The sequence below is a fragment of the Phycisphaeraceae bacterium genome (genome assembly GCA_019636555.1).
In the GTDB taxonomy this organism is placed as follows: domain Bacteria; phylum Planctomycetota; class Phycisphaerae; order Phycisphaerales; family UBA1924; genus JAFEBO01.
Map to the genome: position 1 here is coordinate 2,532,474 of JAHBXH010000001.1, position 19,165 is coordinate 2,551,638.

Consider the following 19,165-nt stretch of genomic DNA (forward strand, 5'->3'; position numbering starts at 1 on the left):
CAAGTTTTGCATTCCAGCACGAATCTCGTCGTTTCTGATTCAAGCTCATTTGCCGCAAGGAGTTCCGCATGCTCAGCCGCTCGATTCTGTTCGCCGCGAGCCTTTCTGCTGCCGCTACGCCTGCTTTTTCCCAGAACTTCAACGCTACCTACTCCTCTCCAGTGCTTGATCGCTGGATGTACCCGTTCAATTTCTCCGCCGGCACCGAAAGCCGCGCCTCGCTTTTCGCGGCGCTGAACCAACCCGGCTTCGATGACCGCGACGGCGAATTGCTCGTCGGCTTCAACACCAACGCCGAAATCCCCACCGGCATGGGCCGCCTGCGCTACAAACTCCTGAGCGCGACGCTCAGCGTCTTCGTCGAGAACGACAACGAGTTCTACTACGACCCTTCTGCCGATCCGCTCGCTTCGAGCTTTGATTCTTCCGACCCCGAGTACGTCGCCGACTCGGATCCGAGCAAGCCGATCGAAGTCTGGGCTGCCGGGTATCGCAACGGCTTCTCCGCCGCAACATTCCAGGAAAACTCTCCGTTCGGCGGCACGCCGGTCGTCCAGCCGGCGCAGCAGGCCCGAAACGTCTTTCCCGCGCTGCTCGACAACGCTCAGAACGCGACCGATGTGGCGCTGCAGGTGAGGCAGAAACTCGCCGCGAATCCCATGGCGCTCGCGCGACTCTCCGATGAGAACAGCGCGGAACTGACGCCCGGCACTCTGGTCCCGCAGGGCACTGAAGTCCGGTTCAGTCTCACGAATGTCTCCTCGGCGAACTACGTCTACCTCCAGAATGCACTCAACAGCGGACTCGTTCGCCTGCTCGTGACCACGCTCGAGCCGACTTCCGGCGGACCGGGCGGCGGCACCGGAGGCGTCACGTATCCGCGAATCTACACCAAGGAAAACGCGGTTTCCTCGCTGGGGTTCGCCCCGCGACTCTCGTTGGAAGTCGCGATCACCTGCGCCGCGGATTTCAACGGCGACAATGTGGTGGACGATGCCGATTTCTCGCTCTTCGTCGGCGCGTACAACGAATTGCTCGACGCCCGCTGCGACCTGAACGGGGACAATGTCACGGACGATGCCGACTTCTCGCTGTTTGTCGCTGCGTACGACCAGCTGCTCTGCGACTGATCAACCGGTCGCCGCAGCAAACCGGATCCGCTTCGCGCCGACCAAAGGGTCGGCGTTCTTTTTTCGGCTGCACCGGGCTTCAGAGACTTCGGTTCACAACGGCATCCGCCGCGGCGAGCAAGCCGGCCTTTGCCGCTGACTGCTCGATCGGAGCAATCTCGGCCTTTGCTTCGCTCACAAGCCGGAGCGCGACCGACCGCGCGTAGTCGAGCGATCCCGTATCCACGACGGCGCTGCGCAATGTTGCCGCGGCATCCGCGGATTTCTCGTGCCCCTCGCACGCCTCTTCGAGAAGCAGGAGCGACTTTCCCCGCTCCTTGCCGGAAACACTCGCGAGGTGGTGAATCAAGGGCAGCGTGAGTTTGCCTTTCTCGAGGTCTTTCCCGAGGGTCTTCCCCACCACTTCCTCTTCGCCGGTGAGATCGAGCACATCGTCCTGAATCTGGAACGCGACCCCGAGTTTGCGTCCGTAACCCGCGAGCCGCGCGCACGAAGCCTGATCCCCGCCGCTCCGGGCCGCCCCGAGTTCGCAGGCCGTCGCAATGAGCGCCGCGGTCTTGCGCCCGACGATCTCAAAGTACGTCTTCTCGTCGAGCGCGAAGTCGTCTCGATGGTGAAGCTGGAGCAACTCGCCGGTGCACATGACCATGCTCGCGTGGCCGACCGCGAGGGCGGCCCGCTGATCCTGCAATTGCGAACAAAGGTGATACGCAGACGCGATGAGCAGATCGCCCAGGATGACGGCCGGCTCGTTGCCGCGCAGCCGATTGACGGTCAAACCCTTGCGCCGGGTTTCCGCATCGTCGAGCACATCGTCATGCACGAGCGTCGCCATGTGGACCATCTCGCACACCGCGCCGACCACGGCGTGTTCGCGCGTCAATTCCGCATTCGGTCGCGTCGCCAACCCGCACAATCCGACCAGGGTCGGGCGGAGCATCTTGCCGCGATACGCCTCGACATGCTTCACGAGCACGGCGACCGGCGCGAGATCCGATTCGAGCTGCGCATCGAAGATCGCGCCGACGCGCGTCAAAAATGCGCTTACAACCTCCGTCAATTCGGAGCCGCCCGAACCGATGCTGTGCATGATCTGCTGCATCCTCGCCACACTTTAGCGTCTTACCGGATCGCCGCGATGTACGCGATGTAGCAGCGGCAGGCCTCGCCGCGCGCCGTCTCACGGAAATTACCGTCGCCGCTTCCCTTGCCGTCGTCGCCTTCCCAGTAGACCTTGACGTCGCGGAAACCGGCCTCGCGCAGCAGCTCGCGCACCTCGACAAGCGACCACAGCCGCCAGTGGTACGTGAACGCCTTTTTCCATGCCGGACCCTTGTGAAACTCGAAGTGGATGTGGTTGATCTTTTCTGCGGTCAGCGGGTTGTAGTGGGACTGATCCCAGACATACGTAAACCCCCGCCGCGGCCCGCCGATCCGCCGCCGCTCCTTGATCTCGAGGTACGAATCGCCCCCGCCGTAGTGATCAAGAAAAAAGACGCCGTCCTTCGCGAGACTCTTCCAGACACTCCGGAAGTAGCCGCCGAGTTCTTCCCGCGTTCGGAATATCCAATAGCTGAAATTCATCGCGAGCACGGCGTCGGCTCCGACCGCCCCACCCGTCGGGTTCAGCACGTTCCGCTGCATGAGCGTGAGGCGGTCCTGCTGCTCCGCCGTCAGTTTCGAAACGTGCCTCTTTTTTCCGTTCGCGAGCGTCGGGCCGTCGAGGTCGATTCCCACGGCTCGGTTTTCTTTCCGTAGCTTGACCCATTCGCACGCGGTCGCGGCTGTGCCGCAGAAGTCTTCCCGCAGGACCGTCGCCCGCTTGCCTCGGATTTTCCGAAATGTCTTGTCCACAAACTCGATCTCGGCCTCCGAGCATTGCACCGCCCGCTCGTACAAATCGTGCTTGTCGGAATTAGCGCGAGTGCGGATTGGGAGGCTGGTGCGGGGCATGGAGCCGGAAGGTACGCACCACAGGCGAACTGCGTCTGCGTCGAACCCTCAGCTCTTGGCCGAAAGTTTGGTTGGATAGGCTGAACGGATGCGACAACTCTTCGGCATTGTGTTGCTCCTTTGGGCTGCCGCCAGCGCGTACTTGCCTATGGCTCGTACTTCGTGGCGGGCACGTATCGGATCATGGGGTGGTCCTACGTCGAGTACCCCCTCCGGCAAGCGTTCGGGGAGTCCAATCAAACCTATGAGGCCAATCAAGAAATGTGGACGCTGGCAATCAAAAACGCACGTGCGTTCGATCCCCGGCTTGAGGACAGCCAGGTCGGCTTGGCTCGATGGATTGCCGATCCCCTTGTCACCTCTGCCAGCAAGCACTTGCACACGAATTTGGGATTGTGGGCAGCGAACGCGGCCATCACTCTCACCGCTGGCGTTCTCTTAATTCGGAGCAGAAACGAAGTCTCAAGAGGTGCGCGGTTCGGATAGCCTCCTGAAATGACCCGCCCGCTTCTCACGCTCCTGGTTGCGTCAAACCTGCTGCTTGCCGCTTATGTGATCTTCCAATCCTTCTGGGCTGGCGCGGGGCTTTCCGCCTTTTGCGATGATCAAGCCCGGATGCTCTCGGCCATCGATACCAAGAGATGGTCAGAACTGTCGGGCAACCTTCCACTTCCCACCACAAAGAGTCTGATTCATTCCGCGGACATGTTTTCCGGCAATCGAATTGCTCGGATCATGCTCGTGACTCCGCTGATTCTGGTTTTTCAGGCCGCAATCTGCTCGTGGTTGCTGGTTCGATCGCGGCCGACCATACCTTCCCCCGCATGACCGCCAAGCTCTCGAGAGCGGACTGGCTCACCTTCGCGCAAGCTCTCCCGCGCGCGAGTATTGACGTTCTCTACGCCGACCCGCCTTTCAACACCGGAAAGCCTCGCACGGGGCTACGAGGCCACTCCGCCCGCTATCGCGACGCCTGGCCGACCAACGGGCACTACATCCGGTGGCTGCGCGAGCGTCTGCAGGCCACGCTTCCCGCCCTTAAGCCGACCGCCAACATTCTCCTGCACATTGACTATCGCACATCGCACCATGTCCGCCTGCTTCTCGATGAACTACTGGGCCCGGACCGCTTCGTGAATCACCTCATCTGGTCCTATGGGCTCGGCGGCTCGTCCCCTCGCTGCTTTGCCCGGAAGCACGACGACATCCTTTTCTACTGCGTGAATCCCAAGAAGTACTATTTCCACCCGCCGCGCGTCCCCGCCACCAGCCGCCGCATGCAGGGGCAAACCAAAAAGGCCACCGACATCCTCGACATTCCTTCGCTCAACAACATGGCGACGGAGCGCACCGGATACCCGACCCAAAAGCCCCTCGCGCTGCTCGAACTTCTTGTCGAAGCATGCTCGCCCCCGGGCGGAACCGTGCTCGATCCGTGCTGCGGCAGCGGCACCACCCTTGTCGCGGCAAAGAATCTCGGCAGAATCGGAATCGGCTGCGATCAATCCGCCGCGGCGGTGCGAACAGCGAAGAAGCGGCTGGCATCCAATGAATTCCGGACAATCTCGCGAACAAATCTTTCCCTTCATCCGATCGATACCTGATGCTGGTCACCGAGCAAATTCCCCTTACGATCACCCGAGGCATGAGTGACGCCCCCCAACAAGCCGGCAAGCAGGCCCAGACAGGCCCGATCGCCGAAGCGGAAGTCGTTCATCACATCAGCAATCCGCTGGTTCGCGCCGTGGCGCACTGGTACGCACGCCGGATCGTCAACGTCAACATCAACATCATCGCGGCGGGCTTTCTCGCCCTCGTCCCGGTTTCGATCTGCGTCCACTTCATTCACTCGACCAAGTTCATCGAAAATGCCAAGGCGATCGCCGCGATTACGTTCGTGCTCGACGTCGTCTTCGACTTCTCAATCTACTTCTGCCTGCACTATCTGGCCAACCACGGGCCGTTCCGGAAGTTTGTCAGCCACAACCCTGCCTACCGCGGCATGTCCTTCCTGCACGATGCCGGTCTCGTGCAGATGCAGCGAGCGATTCTCAGCCCGATGCTCTACATCATCTGGCTCTGGGTGCAGCACTACTTGATCGCCGAGTCAAGCATCGGGGCCGGGTGGGCGACCGCCATCGGCGGCGTGATCGGGATCGGAACATCCCGCATCGTGCATACGATCTGGATGCTCGTCGAAGAACGCCGACGCCACGCCAAGTACGTCGCGAAGCAGTCGGCGCGAGTGTGATCAACCAATGGGCATCGCGAGATTTCTACACGCTACTCTGAAGCGATGTGCGGCATCGCGGGAATCCTGAGAGTCCATCCGCTGGGGAGCGAAGTGCCTCCTCCGGACGTGGCGATTCCCGAATCCTGGCTCGACGTCCTCGATGAGTCGATCAAGCACCGTGGGCCTGACGGGCAGGGTCGTTTCCGCGATCGCGCCACGAGACCGGACGGCAGCGTTGTCGATGTCGCGTTTGTGCATCGCCGACTCGCGATCATCGACCTCGCCTGCGGGCAACAACCGATGGTCAGCGAGCGAGGGCCGTACCCCGAAAAGCCCCGCAATGGCCGCGTCGCGGTTGTTTTCAATGGGTGCATTTACAACCACCGCGAATTGAGAAAAGAACTACAAAGCGCGGGACACAAGTTCGTCACGGACCACAGCGATACCGAAGTGCTGATCCACGGCTGGCGCGAATGGGGACTGGAGATCCACCGGCACTTGGATGGAATGTACGCTTTTTCGATCTGGGATCATGCGAGTGCCGGGATCTATTCCGCCGTCGACCTGGTGGGCGAAAAACCCCTGTACACCTTCAGCGACTGGCCGCGGCACACTTTGTGCGCATTCGCGAGCACCATCCCTGCGTTGGCGCGATTCCAAAGAGCGTTCGGAATCACGCCCCGCGCCGACACTCATCCGATGGGGTTCTCCGATCTGTTGGCCTACGGCTTTCTTTCCGACGATGGGAGCTTGGGGTATACCCCGATCGAACTCGTGCGACGAGTTTCACCACGAAGCCCCATCGGCATCTTCGCAACACGCGGATCGGTCCGGCCCGAACCCTGCAATCCCGATCCGGCTCGTCTTCCCGCGTTCTCCGTCAGGAACTCCGAGAGCCCAGAAGCCATCAACGCCGGCAATGTCGAGGACATTCTCAATCGCGCTGTGGAATCGCGACTCCGCTCCGATGTTCCGACGGGGTGTTTTCTCTCGGGTGGCATTGATTCGTCTCTGATGAGCATTCTGGCAAAGAAGCTGATTGGCGAATTGCAAACGTTTTGTGTTCGAATGCCCCGACTGGAATACGACGAAAGCCCGATCGCCGGGCTGGTTGCGAAGCACATCGGATCGGTCCATCAGACGCTTGATTGCCACGGCGATCCGAGCGGCGACGTCATTCAACTCATCCGGCAACTCGGCCTGCCGTTCGGAGATTCATCGCTCCTGCCGACGCACTGGGTTTCTCGCGCCGCGAGAGATGCGATCGGCGTCGCGATCAGCGGCGATGGCGGCGATGAGTTGTTTGGCGGGTACGAACGCTACCGAGCAGCCCAACTGCTGCAGCGGTTCGCTTCGTTTCTTCGAATGGTTCCTTCCATGACGAGGTACCGGCGGCGCGAAAAAAGTCGGATGACGCGAATCGGAAGACTGGTTCAAGCAGCAAAGGAGGGCGGCTACCCCGCGTTGCTGATGATCTTTCCTCCATCAGAGCTTCGGCAGCTGGCAAGCTTCCCCGGCCGCAAGCCGTGGGAGGACGATCCTCGCGGCGACTCCGTTTCGCAGGCGATGCGTTTCGATATTCTCAACTATCTTCCCGGCGATCTGCTTACCAAAGTCGATACCGCCTCAATGGCTGTTGCGCTCGAAGTTCGCGCCCCTTTTCTTGCGACCGAAATCGTTCGAAGAAGCATGATGACTCCGGTGAGCGCGCTCATGCCCCATGGCGAGCGCAAAGGCCTTCTCAAAGCCGTCGCCCGCAAATACCTCCCCGACGAGATCGTCGATCGCCCCAAGATGGGTTTTTCGATTCCAATCGGCGAGTGGTTTCGCACCGATTACGGGGGGATGAAACAGCTCCTGCTCGACACGCTGAACAGCGCGGACCCCTTCCCGGAAGACATCCTGGGCATCCGGATAAACCGGACTTTCATCGCCCGGATGGTCGAAGACCACATGGACCGCCGCCGCGACCATTCGCAGCGCCTCTACATGCTGCTCGTGCTCGCGATCTGGTCGGATTGGCTTCGCGGGCTTTCGGGCACGATCCGGAACTAGGCCCGAGATTTCGCGCAGAATCTCCCCGGATTATGCGGAGTCCGGCGACTATCGACCGAAGAGACGGTGGTAACATCCACCACACGCGACCGTTTCCCGGAGAGGGCTTGGCATGAGTCACGATATCGACCCGCGCAACAGCGAACTGCCGGATATCGCCGGCGCTCTCGCACGACGCGAATTGCTCGCTGGCGGGCTGGTTGCGGGCGCGGCACTCGTTCTCGCGGGCTGTCAAACGGGTCCGCAGGCGAGCGCACCGAGTGACCTGCCCAGCCCTGTCTGGCCGGACGAGCGCAACCCCACATTCTCGGCACTTCCACCCACCCCGGTGCGTAACGCTCCCGCCCCGACTCCGGCGCCATCCTCCGCCAGTTACGGCTTGCCCCCGAACGTGATGCCGCGCTCGGCGTGGACCAACGCCGGAGTGATCCGATCACTCGCCAACCCGATGAACGGAGTCAACAGGATCACGGTTCACCACGACGCGATCCCTTCGCAGAACATCGCTTCGCAGCGCGACTCGATCAACCGGCTGAATTCGGTTCGGCAGAGCCACCTGCGCGAGGGCTGGGCCGACATCGGCTACCACTACGTCATCGACCCGTCCGGCCGCGTCTGGGAAGCGCGTCCGCTCGGGTATCAGGGCGCCCACGTCAAAGACCAGAACGAGCACAACATCGGCGTCATGTGCATGGGCAATTTTGATGTGCAGCGCCCGACGCCCCAGCAGACCGCGGCACTCGACGCCTTTGTCGCTTCACTCATGCAGCGACATCGGATTCCGAATTCCCGCGTCTACACACACCAAGAACTCGGAAAAACCGCTTGTCCGGGTCGCAACCTGCAACGCTACATGCTTGCAACACGCAGCCCCGGCGGACGCATCGCTTCCACGTACGTCTGAGCATCGCCGACCAACTAGGAATTCATTGAACGCCGCAGCGCATCGAGATGCTGGGCGATGGTTTTGTCCGTGCCGGGCACGAGCCATCCGGGGGCTACTTCGGCGAGCGGCACGAGGACAAAGAGCCTCTCCAACATTCTTGGATGAGGGACTTCCAGCCCCTCATCCCGAATGACCTCATCGTTCAAGAGAAGTAAATCAAGATCCAGCGTCCGGGCCCCCCACCTGCCTTCCACCCGGCGATCTCGCCCGCGTGAACGCTCGATCTCGAGACACGCATTCAGGAGTTGCCGCGCCGAGACTTCTGTTTCAATCACGCATGCGCCGTTGAGATACGGCGCGCCCGGCGCTTGGCCGGGCGGGACGACCGCCTCGGTTTCGTGCCAGCGGCTGACCGCAACAACGCGACCGTGCGGACCGAGAGCGCCATCGAGTGCCTCGATCGCGGCGCGCAGGTGCTCCGCCCGAGGTTCGATGCTCGAGCCGAGTGCGATGCAGGCGTGGTTCAACGGGGGCTGCGTCACGCCAAAATAAAAGCACGCCCGGAGTTCGGGCGTGCTTCGGAGCGACAAAATTCCGGGACTTATTCTTCCTCAATTTCCTTGAGGCGGTGCTGCAGCTGCGCCTTGAGGCGAGCGAGAATCGAGCTGTGCATCTGGCTGACGCGTGACTCGGAAAGGTCGAGCGTCGCGCCGATTTCCTTCATCGTCATTCCTTCGTAGTAGTACAGAATGACGATCAAACGCTCGGCGCGGCTCAGGCCCTTGGTGATGAGTTCCTTCAGATCGCGCCGCTGCAGATCGCCGAGCGGGTTGATCTGCGAATCATCCTTGACGACATCGATTTCGCGGACATCCCGCCCGCCGTCCGACTGAAAGGCCCGCTGATTCAGCGAACGCGTGCCGACAGCGCTGCTGTCGCGCTTCACCTTGTCGAACTCTTCGCCCTGTATTCCGAGACGAGCCCCGACTTCGTGGTCGGTCGCTGGGCGTCCGAGTTCCATCTCGATCTGCTGGCGGGCCTGATCAAACTTCGCCGTGCGGTGACGCACCAGACGGGGCACCCAGTCCATCGAACGCAGCTCGTCGAGAATGGCACCGCGAATGCGGTTGGCGCTGAAGGTCTCGAACTTCACCTTGCGATCGAGATCGAAAGAGTCGATGGCATCCATGAGGCCGAACAGCCCGGCGGACATCAAATCTTCGACATCAACTTCGTCCGGCAGACGCGCATGGATGCGTTCCGCGTTGAAGCGCACAAGATGGAGAAACCGCTCCATCAGGAAATTCCGGATGGCCTCGTTCGGATCCTTCTTGTACTTTTTCCAGACGTCGTTGATCGGCAACTTATCGAACGGCGTCGGCAGGTTTGATGGTTCCGCGTGACGGACGACGAATCGTCCACGCAGACCGCCCCGGACGGAGGATTTCAATGCAGACATGGTCGCTCCTTGACCACCGACAAATTGTCGAAGCGACCGCGACTCTCGTCGCGCCCGCCCGAGCCCCGAAGCGAACGCCTCGGAAACTCATCCATGCCGAGCGATCCTTGCCCGGCGTGCAGCGGAGTATACAGGCTCGCGCGCGCGCTGCAAGGGGGGTAGCGAAAAATTACGCCGCTTTTCGTACCGTCGGCACAGACTGCGCCGTTTGGGCAACTTGGGAAACCTGATTCAACTTGGATCCGGCGATCGGAACTCCGGCGCCGGCTTGATCTTCCGCCAATTCCGCTATCAAAACAGGCTCTTTTGGGAGCGGCTTGATTTCCGGGATGGGATTTTTCTTGGCGTACAAAGCAAGATGCTGCGCGATGATCGTCTCACCGACTGTCCCAAGCACAAGCCCCGCGACGTAGCACATGACAAGCGCCCACAAGGCGCGCGAAAGTACGACATTCGACGGATTGTGTGCGGCAAGTCCGCCCACACAAGCGATGGCGAAGGCAGTGCAACCCAACACAGCAGCGATGACTTTCGGCGCTCTCTTCACAGCACGGGCCCCGATCAGGACTCGTCGTCGTACGCGCAACTTCCGCGCAGATCGCGACTTCCAATCTGAAGTGACAGCATCGGCGAATCGAACACCGGAGGTTCAATGACCACGGATCCGCCACATTCGGCGCAGAGCATCGAATCTGCCTGCGTTTCCTCGTCCGGCTTTTCCGAGAGTGAGCTCCTTCGCCGTCGAAAGCCACTCGGATTCGATCACCATTGCCAACGAGCGCAATCCGATAGAGGCCGAGCTCTCCGGCGCAAACCGAACCACCGGCGTTCGCGCCATGACGGAGTCCACAAGCCGACCATCTTTCTCGATGACGCCGGCCAGCGGCACGTGCATTCCGAGAAAGCGTTCGCAGGCTCCGACCAACCTTCGATAAACAGATTCAGCCTCCCGGCGGTTTCGGCATTGATTAATCACGAGCGCAACCCGCGTCGGACTCCGCCCGGGGCGCTCACAGGGCGGCGACTCTTCAGCCCGATGCGCAAAACACTTGATCAGTGCATACGCATCGGCGATGGATGTCGGCTCGGGGGTCGCAACGACGAGTACAAGGTCCGAAACGCCGAGAAATCCAAGGACGCCCGGCGAAATCCCGGCCCCGGTGTCCAAAAGTACGAGGTCACTACGTGCCTCGACCGCTGCCAGTCCGCGAAGAAGCTGCCGCTGCTCCGCCGATTGCAGATCCGCCATTCTCGCCACGCCGACCGAGCCGGGGACCAGAGAGAAGCCAAGTGGGCTTTGCAGGCAAATCGATGCCAAGTTGGCGCCCGCGGAAGGATGAGCGCCGGTCCGGCCGTGCACGGAGCCATCCGACATCGGAAGAGCGTGCTGAAGCCTCCTGGCTGGAGTCACCCCGCACAAGATGTCGGCATTGGCCATCCCCAAGTCGGCGTCGACGAGGGTGAGTCGATGCCGCTCTGCCAGCAAGGTCGCAAGGTTGACGGAAACGTTGGTCTTGCCGACTCCTCCCTTTCCTGAAGTCACGGCGATGACCGGCGCCGACCACGAAGCGACGGAGACCGGAGGCAATCCGTCACGAAAGAGCTCGCGGAGGCGCGAGGCCTGGTCGCCCGCTTCCGGCGACACCAGAACTGGAACCTCGAACGCCGTCATGATGCAGCCGCCACGGATGCAGTGACCGGGTGCTCAAGCACCCAGCGGGCGAACCGTTCGGCGCTCGCGCCTTCCATATCGTCGGGAACTTCCTGGCCGGTTGTCACACAGGCTAGCGGCAAGTTCAGTTCTGTCAGCACGTTAAAGGCAGGACCCAGCGTGTCGGTCTCGTCGATCTTGGTCAGCAGCACGCGGTCAGGCTCGAGCTGGCCGAAGGCGCGGGCCGCGGATCGCATCACACTTTCCGACGCACACGCGGCAAGCGCCAAATGCGTTTCGGAAGTCTGCGCGGCCTCGATGAATCGTCGCAGCTCGTCGAGCCGCTTCTGGTCAGACGGAGCGCGTCCGGGGGTATCAACAAGCAGTACATCGCAGTCCGCCATTTGAGCGCGAGCGGAACTCACCTCCATCGGGGTGAGCGCCACTTTCAAGGGCAAACCGATGATGTTCGCGTACGTCCGCAGTTGATCGACGGCGGCGATGCGATACGTATCGCAGGTGATGAGCCCGACCCGCCGGTTGTGGCGAAGTTTGTATGTGGCGGCAATCTTGGCGATCGTCGTCGTCTTCCCGACGCCCGTCGGGCCCACGACTCCGATGATGAGCGTGCTCGCCCCCGACTGCCGGGATGGAGGAGGAGTCAGCCCACCGGTAATGCGAAGACGTGCCGAGAGACGAGCGAGAAGCGTGGTCCGAACGATGTCATCGTCCAGGAGTTCAGACGGATCGAGCGTGTCGCGCACTTCGCCAATGAGATCGGAAGCAAGCGACGCCGAGACCTGCCGATCGGTGAGCGTCACCAAAGCCTTCGAAAGGGCATCGGGCATTCCCGGGGCCATCACCATGTGTGTTCCGCGTGCGGCGGTCAGCCGCTGCTCTTGCAGCAGTTGCGTCACCAGTCGCTTGATCGAAGCGAGTTCTTCGTCCACCGAGCGAGCAGCCGACTCCGAAGAAGGCTTGAGCTCCGCCCGTGTGGCCAACCGCACGGGGTTCGAGCGAGCCGCGTAGCGGGCAACGGGGACGTGAACGACCGGGGCTTCTGCTTCCGGGTCTGGACGGGCCGCGACGGATTCGATCCGGGCGACTGTGGCAGCGGTTGGGTTGGTGAACTCCGCCGGCTCGAAGGTGCGATCGACTTGGGCGGCGGGTTGCGCTGGCTGCCGCATCGGAGCGATCCGAGATTGCTTGAAGTCGGCCTTCGGAGCGCTCGCTGAGGCGGTAATTTCGTACTGGTTCTTGGCGCCAAAACCCACGACACCGCCCACGCGGATTGTTCGGGCGTGGAGGATCACCGCTTCGGAGCCGAGTTCCCGTTTCACCTCGGCAAGGGCATCGGCCATCGAATTACCGCGGAACGTCTTGAGCTGCATCGATGCCATCCGTGGCTCAGCGCTTTGGAAACGCAATCCAGGGCCTCCGTGCCGCTGGTCGTCGCGGGAATACGCGGAGCGGCCAAGCTCCGAGCATTTTCGCTCCACCCTCTATCGGCGCAGACCCGGCGCAAAGTTGACGGATGAGAGCGCACTCTTTGGACGCTGCCGCGCAGAATCCGCGTCAGGCTGCCATCGCGGGCGAGTTCGACTGTGCGACCAAAGCGTCGGGCGGCATCACGAGCGCGACGCTCTCGACTTCCATGGATGGGATGAGTTCGTTGTAACCCAGCACCGCAACGCCCGCGATATGCGGCTCGAGAATCTGCCGGACCACGGCTCGCACCTGGGGCGAAGCCACGACGACGGGCGGATGACCACCCGAAAGCACGATCTGCATCGAGCGGGCAACGTGTTCGGCGATCTGATTGGCGACGCGAGCGGGCATGTTCACGGTTGTGCCTCCGGGCGCGCGATCGATGTAGCCGTTGATGATGTCTTCAAGGCTCGGATCGATGGTTACGCAGACGAGTTTGGGCTTCCCGCCGTCGCGCACGCTCGAATATTGGCCGCAGATACTCCGGCGAAGAGCGTTGCGCACGTACTCGGTGAGCACCTCGGGGTCCTTCGTTTTGGGAGCCCACTCGGCAAGGGCTTCGAGGATGGCTTCGAGATCGCGGATCGGCACCCGCTCGCGGAGCAGATTCTGCAGGATCTTCTGGAGTTCGGTCGGTTTGAGGATGCCGGGCACCACCTCTTCGACCAGCTTGGGCGCTTTCTCCTTGAGCTGTTCGAGCAAGTTTCCCACCTCTTCGCGGGTGAGAAGTTCATCCGCATGCCGCTTCACAACTTCGGTCAGGTGCGTCGCCATCACCGCCGTCGGCTCGACCACGGTGTAGTTCATCGTCTCGGCCCGCGCCCGGAGCGACGGGTCGATCCACCACGCATCGAGCCCGAAGGCCGGCTCTTTCGTCGGGTCGCCGCCGATTTGACCGCTCGCGATACCGGAATCCATCGCGAGCAGCTTGCCCGGCCGGGTCTGCCCGATCGCGATCGGATTGTTTCGAATCTTGATCCGGTATTCGGTGGGTTGGAGGGTCATGTTATCGCGGATGCGAACCGGCGGCATGACCAGCCCGAACTCAGCCGCCAGCTGTCGACGGGTTGCCGAGATCCGCTCGAGCAGATCGCCGCCCTGATTGGTGTCGACGAGCGCCACCAATCCGTAACCAACTTCGATCTCGAGGGTGTCGACCTTGAGAAGCTGCTCGACAGGTGGCGGAGGAGGTGCCGCGGCTTGCTTCACCGCTTCAGCTTCGGCGATTTCCTTTGCCTGCGTGGCCCGAGAAATCGCGACGGCGAGCGCTCCAAGCCCCACCGCCGTGACCAGCAGCGGAACGGTCGGCAGGGGTGTCAGGCAGAGCAACAACAAGAACGCCGAAGTGATGATCAAGCCCTTGGGCTGACTCGTGACCTGACCCGTCAGTTGATCGCCCAGGTCTTCCTTGCTTCCTGAGCGCGTCACGACCAGTGCCGCGGCAATCGAAATCACGAACGACGGAATCTGACTGGTGAGCCCGTCGCCGATCGTCAGTTTGGTGAAGACCCTTGCCGTCTGACCGGCATCCCATCCGCGCATCAGCATCCCGACTGCGAAACCGCCGCACACGTTGATCAGCGTGACGATGATTCCCGCGATCGCATCGCCCCGCACGAATTTCGAGGCACCGTCCATCGCGCCGAAGAAATCCGCTTCCTGCGCGATGCGCTCGCGGCGCCGGCGGGCCTCCTGCTCGTCGATAAGTCCGGCGTTCAGGTCGCTGTCGATCGCCATCTGTTTGCCGGGCATCGCGTCGAGCGTGAAGCGGGCCGCGACCTCCGAGATACGCGTCGCGCCCTTGGTGATCACGACCCACTGCACAATCACCAGGATCAGGAAAATCACCACGCCCACGAACAACTCATCGCCGGCGACGAATTCGCCGAACGCCATGATCACGTGACCCGCAACCGACGCCGCGGCCTCGGGCGAATCCGCCTTCGCCGTCAGAATCAGTCGTGTGGACGCGATATTGAGGACGAGGCGAAGCAACGTTGTCCCGAGCAGGAGCGACGGAAACACGCTGAAATCGAGCGGCTGCTTCATCGAGATCGTTGTCAGCAGCACGATGACTGCGAGACTGATGTTGAAGCAGATGAGCACGTCCATCAGCGCGGGCGGCACCGGTACGAGCAGCACCGCGAGCAACGCAATGAACGACAGCGGCACGATCAGCCCGCGATGTTTGTGCAGGTTCCGCATCCAACCGGGCATATTGGAAATGGCCGAGACGGCGGAAATCGCCGCGACTGCGGGGGCGGGCTTGCGGGGCTTTGCTGGTGCCTTCGCCATGGTGCCGATTCAGCGATTACGCCGCGCGACCCTCCAACCGGTAGACGTACGCGAGCACTTCGGCAACAGCCTGATAGTGCTCGTGCGGAACCTCGTGCCCAACTTCGATTGCATAGAAGAGGGCGCGGGCGAGAGCCGGGCGTTCCACGATCGGCACGTTGTTGATCATCGCAAGCTGACGAATGCGCATCGCCATGAAATCCGCGCCTTTCGCGATCACGCGCGGAGCCGCCATCTCATCCTGTGAGTAGCGGATCGCCACCGAAAAATGCGTCGGATTGGTCACGATGACATCCGCCTGCGGCACGGTCTGATTCACGCGCTGCATCGCGATCGATCGCATCATCTGAAGACGGCGACCGCGCACGAGCGGATCACCGTCCATGCTCTTGCGCTCTTCTTTGACCTCCTGCTTGGTCATCTTGAGATCCTGCTTCAGCATCCAGCGTTGATACATGTAGTCGGCAACGCCGAGCACGAGCAGCACGACGATGAGCCAAGCCGCAAGCGCGAGCATCATCGTCCAGATCCGGTAGAGCCCGCCGATGAGCGGCAGTTGCGGCAATTGCAAGATCAGCGGCACCTCCGGCGTGAGCACGCAGTAGGCGATGATCGAAACAAGAATCACCTTGAGCAGGCTGAGCACCGTGCGGACGGCGCCTTTCGCGGAAAAAATCTTCCCGAATCCGGTGATCGGGTTGAGCTTGTTGAGATTCGGCTGGATGGGTTGGCTGGTGAACAGCGCGCCATATTGAGCAAAGTGGGCCACGACGGTCACGGCGACAAATGCAAGAAAGAACGGGAGTACCGCGATCACGGATTGCCCCGCCGAATAGAAAACCGTCGCAGTCAGATTGCCGAGCGCGAGGCTGCCCTCGGAGCCGGCGTCCTCGAGCGAACGCCTCATCACCGATCCCATTGACTTGACCAGAAGGCTGCCGAGCAGCAGCAGCATGACGAGCACACCGGCCCAATCGATCGCCGCCGCAAGATCCTGGCTCTTGGCGACCTGCCCCTTCTCGCGCGCTTCGGAATAGCGCTTTCCTGTGGGGTCTTCGGTTCTTTCGCCCAGTTCCTCCGCCATGGATCAGATTCCCTGCTTTCCGAGCGATCGCGCCCATCCGTCGATGACATGAAGCACTTCACCTGCTTCATCGCCCGCAACCCGTGCGATCGACGGCAGCGCGAGCGTCAGAACCGTCACGCCCGCGAGCACTTTCACGGTGAAGCCCACGCTCATGATGTTGATCGACGGCATGGTTTTGGAGATCACCGCGAACACAACGATGAGAAGAAGAATTGCTCCCATCACGGGGAGTGACATCCGCATCGCGAGTTCAAGGCCCGACGCGGCAACTCCAACAAGCGTTTCCAGCGGCGCCTGCCCGATCCCGATTCCGCCCGGCCCGACGCGCTCGAATGTCGCGACAAGCGCGCGAAAGACCGACTCGAGCCCACCCATTGCAAGAAACGCGCCGAATACGACGAAGAACAGAGCCTGGCCAAGCACGTCCGTTTCCGCGTCGTACTCCGGGTTGTAGACTTTGGCGAGCCCGAAGCCCATCTGCTGTCCCACGATGATGCCGCAAGTCTCCGCAGCGATCAATGGAAGACTGGCAAGCAGGCCGATCACAAACCCGATCAGCGTTTCGCCCACGATCATCGGAACGAGAGAGACGATCGACATCGATGCTGGAACCGACCACGCGGGCGTGAGCGGATACACCGCCGCGGCGAGCGCGAGCACAATGAACGGCTTGAGTCGCAAGGGAACAACCGCGCTCGAGAGCAACGGAGTTGCGATGAACAGCCCGCCGAGGCGGAACGCCACGAGCATGAACGGGATGAGATTGGAAAGAACGATCTCCGACATTCGATCCGCCGTCCTCGATCACGCCGAAAACGAAAAAACCTCCACCGCATACTCCGCCAGCTTTCCGAGCAACCACGGCAGCAGGAGCGCCGCCACCACCACCATCACAACGATCTTGGGAACAAGAGAAAGTGTTTGATCCTGAATGGAGGTCACCGCCTGTAAGAGGCTGATCGCCAGGCCGATGACGATTCCCGCGAGCAGAACCGGCGCCGCGATCTTCAGCGTGACGACAAGACACTGACGCACCATTTCGAGCATCGACTCGTCGATCATCCGCCACCTCCCCCCCCCACGACTCCCACGCCGCTCGAGGCAATCGCCGCGGCTGTAGGAGAAGTCGCGAAACTGCGGAGCAGCCCGCCGACGACAAGTTGCCATCCGTCCACCATCACAAAGAGCAGCAACTTGAACGGCAAGCTGATGAGCACCGGCGGAAGCATCATCATGCTCATCGAGATGAGCAAGCTGCTGATCACCATGTCGATCACCAAGAACGGCAAATAGATGCGAAAGCCCAGGAGAAACGCGGCTTTCAGCTCCCCGAGCATGAACGCCGGGATCAGCGAGATCATGTCCACATCCGCGCGCGTCAGCCTTTCAGGCTCCGAGGTGTCGATGCCGCGGTACTCAAGCACCATGTACAGCGAGTTCCAGTTTCCCGTCGCCTCGATCTGGTCGAACATGAAGTCGCGCACCGGCTGGCGCGCCCTGAGCCACAGCGTGTCCATGTCGCGAATCTCGCCGCTCGACCAGGGCGCGATCGCTTCCTTGTAGACCCGGTCATAGGTCGGCGCCATCACGATCATTGTCATGAAGAGCGCGAGCGCCGTGATGACCTGCGGCGGAGGAATCCCCTGCGCGCCGATCGCCTGCTTCAGCAAGCCGAGCACGATGAGGATCCGCGGGAAACACGTTGTCATCAGCACGATGGCCGGCGCCAGCGAGATGATCGTGAGCAGGAGGAGAATCGTGACGGGCGCCGAGAGCGCAGAACCCGGAGAATCGCTCGCACCGGCGCCGCCGGGGAGCGCACGCCCCGCGGCATCCAAGACCGTCAATGGATTCATCGCCGGCGCGGATTTGGAATCGGGCGCCATCGCGGCGAGCTGCTGAAGTATCTGCGGCGCGACCGGGCCCGCCGGCACAACAGGAGTGCCGCTCTGCAGATCCGGCAACGGCGGACCGTATGTCTGTGCGCCTGCGCGCGAAGCCGCGACAAGTGCAACGATGCACGCGAGAATCGCGATGATCCGCCTCATGACCTCGGCCCCCGGACGTGGCGCGCCGCCGGAACTCGCAGTGCCTCGAGCCTGCTTCGAAGCGAGTTGATCGAGTCGGTTTGCGGGCTGGGATCGGAGCCGAACGAGGTCTGCCTCTCGGATGAGATTTGCGATGCCCCACGCGAGCGACTCGGAGGAGTCGGCGCCGGAGCAATCGTCGTCATGACCTTGCCGTCAAGATTCTGAATCTTGTCCGCGGCCTCCCGGTCGAGCGACCGGAACACCGACGCAAACTTGTGTGTGAGCGACGCGTTCTCGGCGTCGCGGACCTTGAGCAGGATCGACGCGACGTCCTCGGCAGAATCGAGTTCACAGATAGTTGAGAGCGAGAATCCACCGAGTCGCCCGTTCCGCGTCTGACTCAGCAGCAGCACGCGGCGGTCCAATTTCAGAAGCACCAGCGTGAGCCCGTGCGCGAGCGGATATCGGCCGAGCACTTCCATGATTCCGGCGGGCGCACGTCCCCCGGCACCGAATGAAGCGGACAAGCTTCCCCTGCTACCGCCTCGGATTCTGGCAATGAGAACGACAAGCCCCGCCAGCATCCCGATAAGCACCAAAACAACCGCGAGCGGGCCAAGGACACCCTGAAGCAATCCAGAATCGGCACCGGCTCCGGATTTCCCCGCATTTGCGGCGCGATTCGCAGGGTGAACGCCGTATTTCTCCGGCGAGCTAAGCCTCCTCGATTCTGGTGTCTGCAGCTCTGCCGACGCTGCCGCGGCATTTTCGGACGGGCCGACAACCAATTCGGCGGGTGCGGCGGGCGCCAACAGCAACGCGAGGCCCAGCACGAGATGGCGGAGAGCGGGACTCACTTCGGCGACATCCTGTCGGAAAAAGGCATGCTCCGCACGCC

At 61.8% G+C, this 19,165-nt stretch carries 19 protein-coding genes; 6 read left to right on the top strand and 13 right to left on the bottom strand.

Going from position 1 to position 19,165, the window contains the following annotated elements; genetic code table 11:
* Window positions 1–68 precede the first annotated feature (68 nt).
* Window positions 69–1,130, top strand: a complete 1,062-nt coding sequence (locus KF691_10795) for a hypothetical protein (GenBank protein MBX3389927.1) — start codon at window positions 69–71, stop codon at window positions 1,128–1,130.
* 79 nt (window positions 1,131–1,209) lie between these two features.
* On the opposite strand, the gene KF691_10800 is transcribed toward KF691_10795, so the two are convergent.
* Entirely contained in the window at window positions 1,210–2,232 is a 1,023-nt protein-coding gene (locus KF691_10800; GenBank protein MBX3389928.1) for a polyprenyl synthetase family protein, read from the bottom strand.
* A 20-nt stretch (window positions 2,233–2,252) separates the two neighbouring features.
* Window positions 2,253–3,083, bottom strand: coding sequence for a hypothetical protein (locus KF691_10805; GenBank protein MBX3389929.1), 831 nt, complete (start codon window positions 3,081–3,083; stop codon window positions 2,253–2,255).
* 495 nt (window positions 3,084–3,578) lie between these two features.
* On the opposite strand from KF691_10805, the gene KF691_10810 reads away from it, so the two are divergent.
* The 5 genes from KF691_10810 to KF691_10830 all read left to right on the top strand — a co-directional run bounded on the left by KF691_10810 (window position 3,579) and on the right by KF691_10830 (window position 8,275).
* The gene (locus tag KF691_10810) at window positions 3,579–3,911 is read left to right on the top strand and encodes a hypothetical protein (protein ID MBX3389930.1); all 333 of its coding nucleotides are present in this window, start codon (window positions 3,579–3,581) and stop codon (window positions 3,909–3,911) included.
* Window positions 3,908–4,687: a site-specific DNA-methyltransferase gene (locus KF691_10815; protein MBX3389931.1), complete on the top strand. Its 780-nt coding sequence runs from the start codon at window positions 3,908–3,910 to the stop codon at window positions 4,685–4,687. Before KF691_10810 ends, KF691_10815 begins: the two co-directional genes overlap by 4 nt.
* A gap of 41 nt (window positions 4,688–4,728) precedes the next feature.
* Entirely contained in the window at window positions 4,729–5,334 is a 606-nt protein-coding gene (locus tag KF691_10820; GenBank protein MBX3389932.1) for a hypothetical protein, read from the top strand.
* 45 nt (window positions 5,335–5,379) lie between these two features.
* A complete protein-coding gene (asnB, locus tag KF691_10825; protein MBX3389933.1) occupies window positions 5,380–7,371 on the top strand; it encodes an asparagine synthase (glutamine-hydrolyzing) in 1,992 nt (663 codons plus the stop codon).
* A gap of 112 nt (window positions 7,372–7,483) precedes the next feature.
* Window positions 7,484–8,275, top strand: a complete 792-nt coding sequence (locus KF691_10830; protein ID MBX3389934.1) for an N-acetylmuramoyl-L-alanine amidase — start codon at window positions 7,484–7,486, stop codon at window positions 8,273–8,275.
* 14 nt (window positions 8,276–8,289) lie between these two features.
* Here KF691_10830 and folK read toward each other — a convergent pair whose 3' ends face one another.
* The 11 genes from folK to KF691_10885 all read right to left on the bottom strand — a co-directional run bounded on the left by folK (window position 8,290) and on the right by KF691_10885 (window position 19,124).
* On the bottom strand, window positions 8,290–8,799 hold the full coding sequence (gene folK, locus KF691_10835; GenBank protein ID MBX3389935.1) for a 2-amino-4-hydroxy-6-hydroxymethyldihydropteridine diphosphokinase: 510 nt from the start codon (window positions 8,797–8,799) through the stop codon (window positions 8,290–8,292).
* Between the two features lie 59 nt (window positions 8,800–8,858).
* Window positions 8,859–9,716, bottom strand: a complete 858-nt coding sequence (locus tag KF691_10840) for a FliA/WhiG family RNA polymerase sigma factor (protein MBX3389936.1) — start codon at window positions 9,714–9,716, stop codon at window positions 8,859–8,861.
* Window positions 9,717–9,885: 169 nt separating this feature from the next.
* The gene (locus KF691_10845; GenBank protein ID MBX3389937.1) at window positions 9,886–10,149 is read right to left on the bottom strand and encodes a hypothetical protein; all 264 of its coding nucleotides are present in this window, start codon (window positions 10,147–10,149) and stop codon (window positions 9,886–9,888) included.
* A 216-nt stretch (window positions 10,150–10,365) separates the two neighbouring features.
* Window positions 10,366–11,388, bottom strand: a complete 1,023-nt coding sequence (locus KF691_10850) for an AAA family ATPase (protein MBX3389938.1) — start codon at window positions 11,386–11,388, stop codon at window positions 10,366–10,368.
* Window positions 11,385–12,767, bottom strand: coding sequence for a flagellar biosynthesis protein FlhF (gene flhF, locus KF691_10855; protein MBX3389939.1), 1,383 nt, complete (start codon window positions 12,765–12,767; stop codon window positions 11,385–11,387). Before flhF ends, KF691_10850 begins: the two co-directional genes overlap by 4 nt.
* A gap of 175 nt (window positions 12,768–12,942) precedes the next feature.
* Complete coding sequence (gene flhA / locus KF691_10860) at window positions 12,943–15,150, bottom strand: flagellar biosynthesis protein FlhA (GenBank protein MBX3389940.1); 2,208 nt, start codon at window positions 15,148–15,150, stop codon at window positions 12,943–12,945.
* A 16-nt stretch (window positions 15,151–15,166) separates the two neighbouring features.
* On the bottom strand, window positions 15,167–16,234 hold the full coding sequence (gene flhB, locus KF691_10865) for a flagellar biosynthesis protein FlhB (protein ID MBX3389941.1): 1,068 nt from the start codon (window positions 16,232–16,234) through the stop codon (window positions 15,167–15,169).
* A gap of 3 nt (window positions 16,235–16,237) precedes the next feature.
* Window positions 16,238–17,023 carry a flagellar biosynthetic protein FliR gene (locus KF691_10870; protein MBX3389942.1) on the bottom strand — a complete coding sequence of 262 codons (786 nt, stop codon included), beginning with the start codon at window positions 17,021–17,023 and terminating at the stop codon, window positions 16,238–16,240.
* 18 nt (window positions 17,024–17,041) lie between these two features.
* Window positions 17,042–17,299 carry a flagellar biosynthetic protein FliQ gene (locus KF691_10875; GenBank protein ID MBX3389943.1) on the bottom strand — a complete coding sequence of 86 codons (258 nt, stop codon included), beginning with the start codon at window positions 17,297–17,299 and terminating at the stop codon, window positions 17,042–17,044.
* Window positions 17,296–18,123: a flagellar type III secretion system pore protein FliP gene (gene fliP / locus KF691_10880; protein MBX3389944.1), complete on the bottom strand. Its 828-nt coding sequence runs from the start codon at window positions 18,121–18,123 to the stop codon at window positions 17,296–17,298. The genes KF691_10875 and fliP overlap by 4 nt, the downstream gene beginning before the upstream one ends.
* Before the next feature lie 158 nt (window positions 18,124–18,281).
* A complete protein-coding gene (locus tag KF691_10885) occupies window positions 18,282–19,124 on the bottom strand; it encodes a hypothetical protein (protein MBX3389945.1) in 843 nt (280 codons plus the stop codon).
* Between the last annotated feature and the right edge of the window lie 41 nt (window positions 19,125–19,165).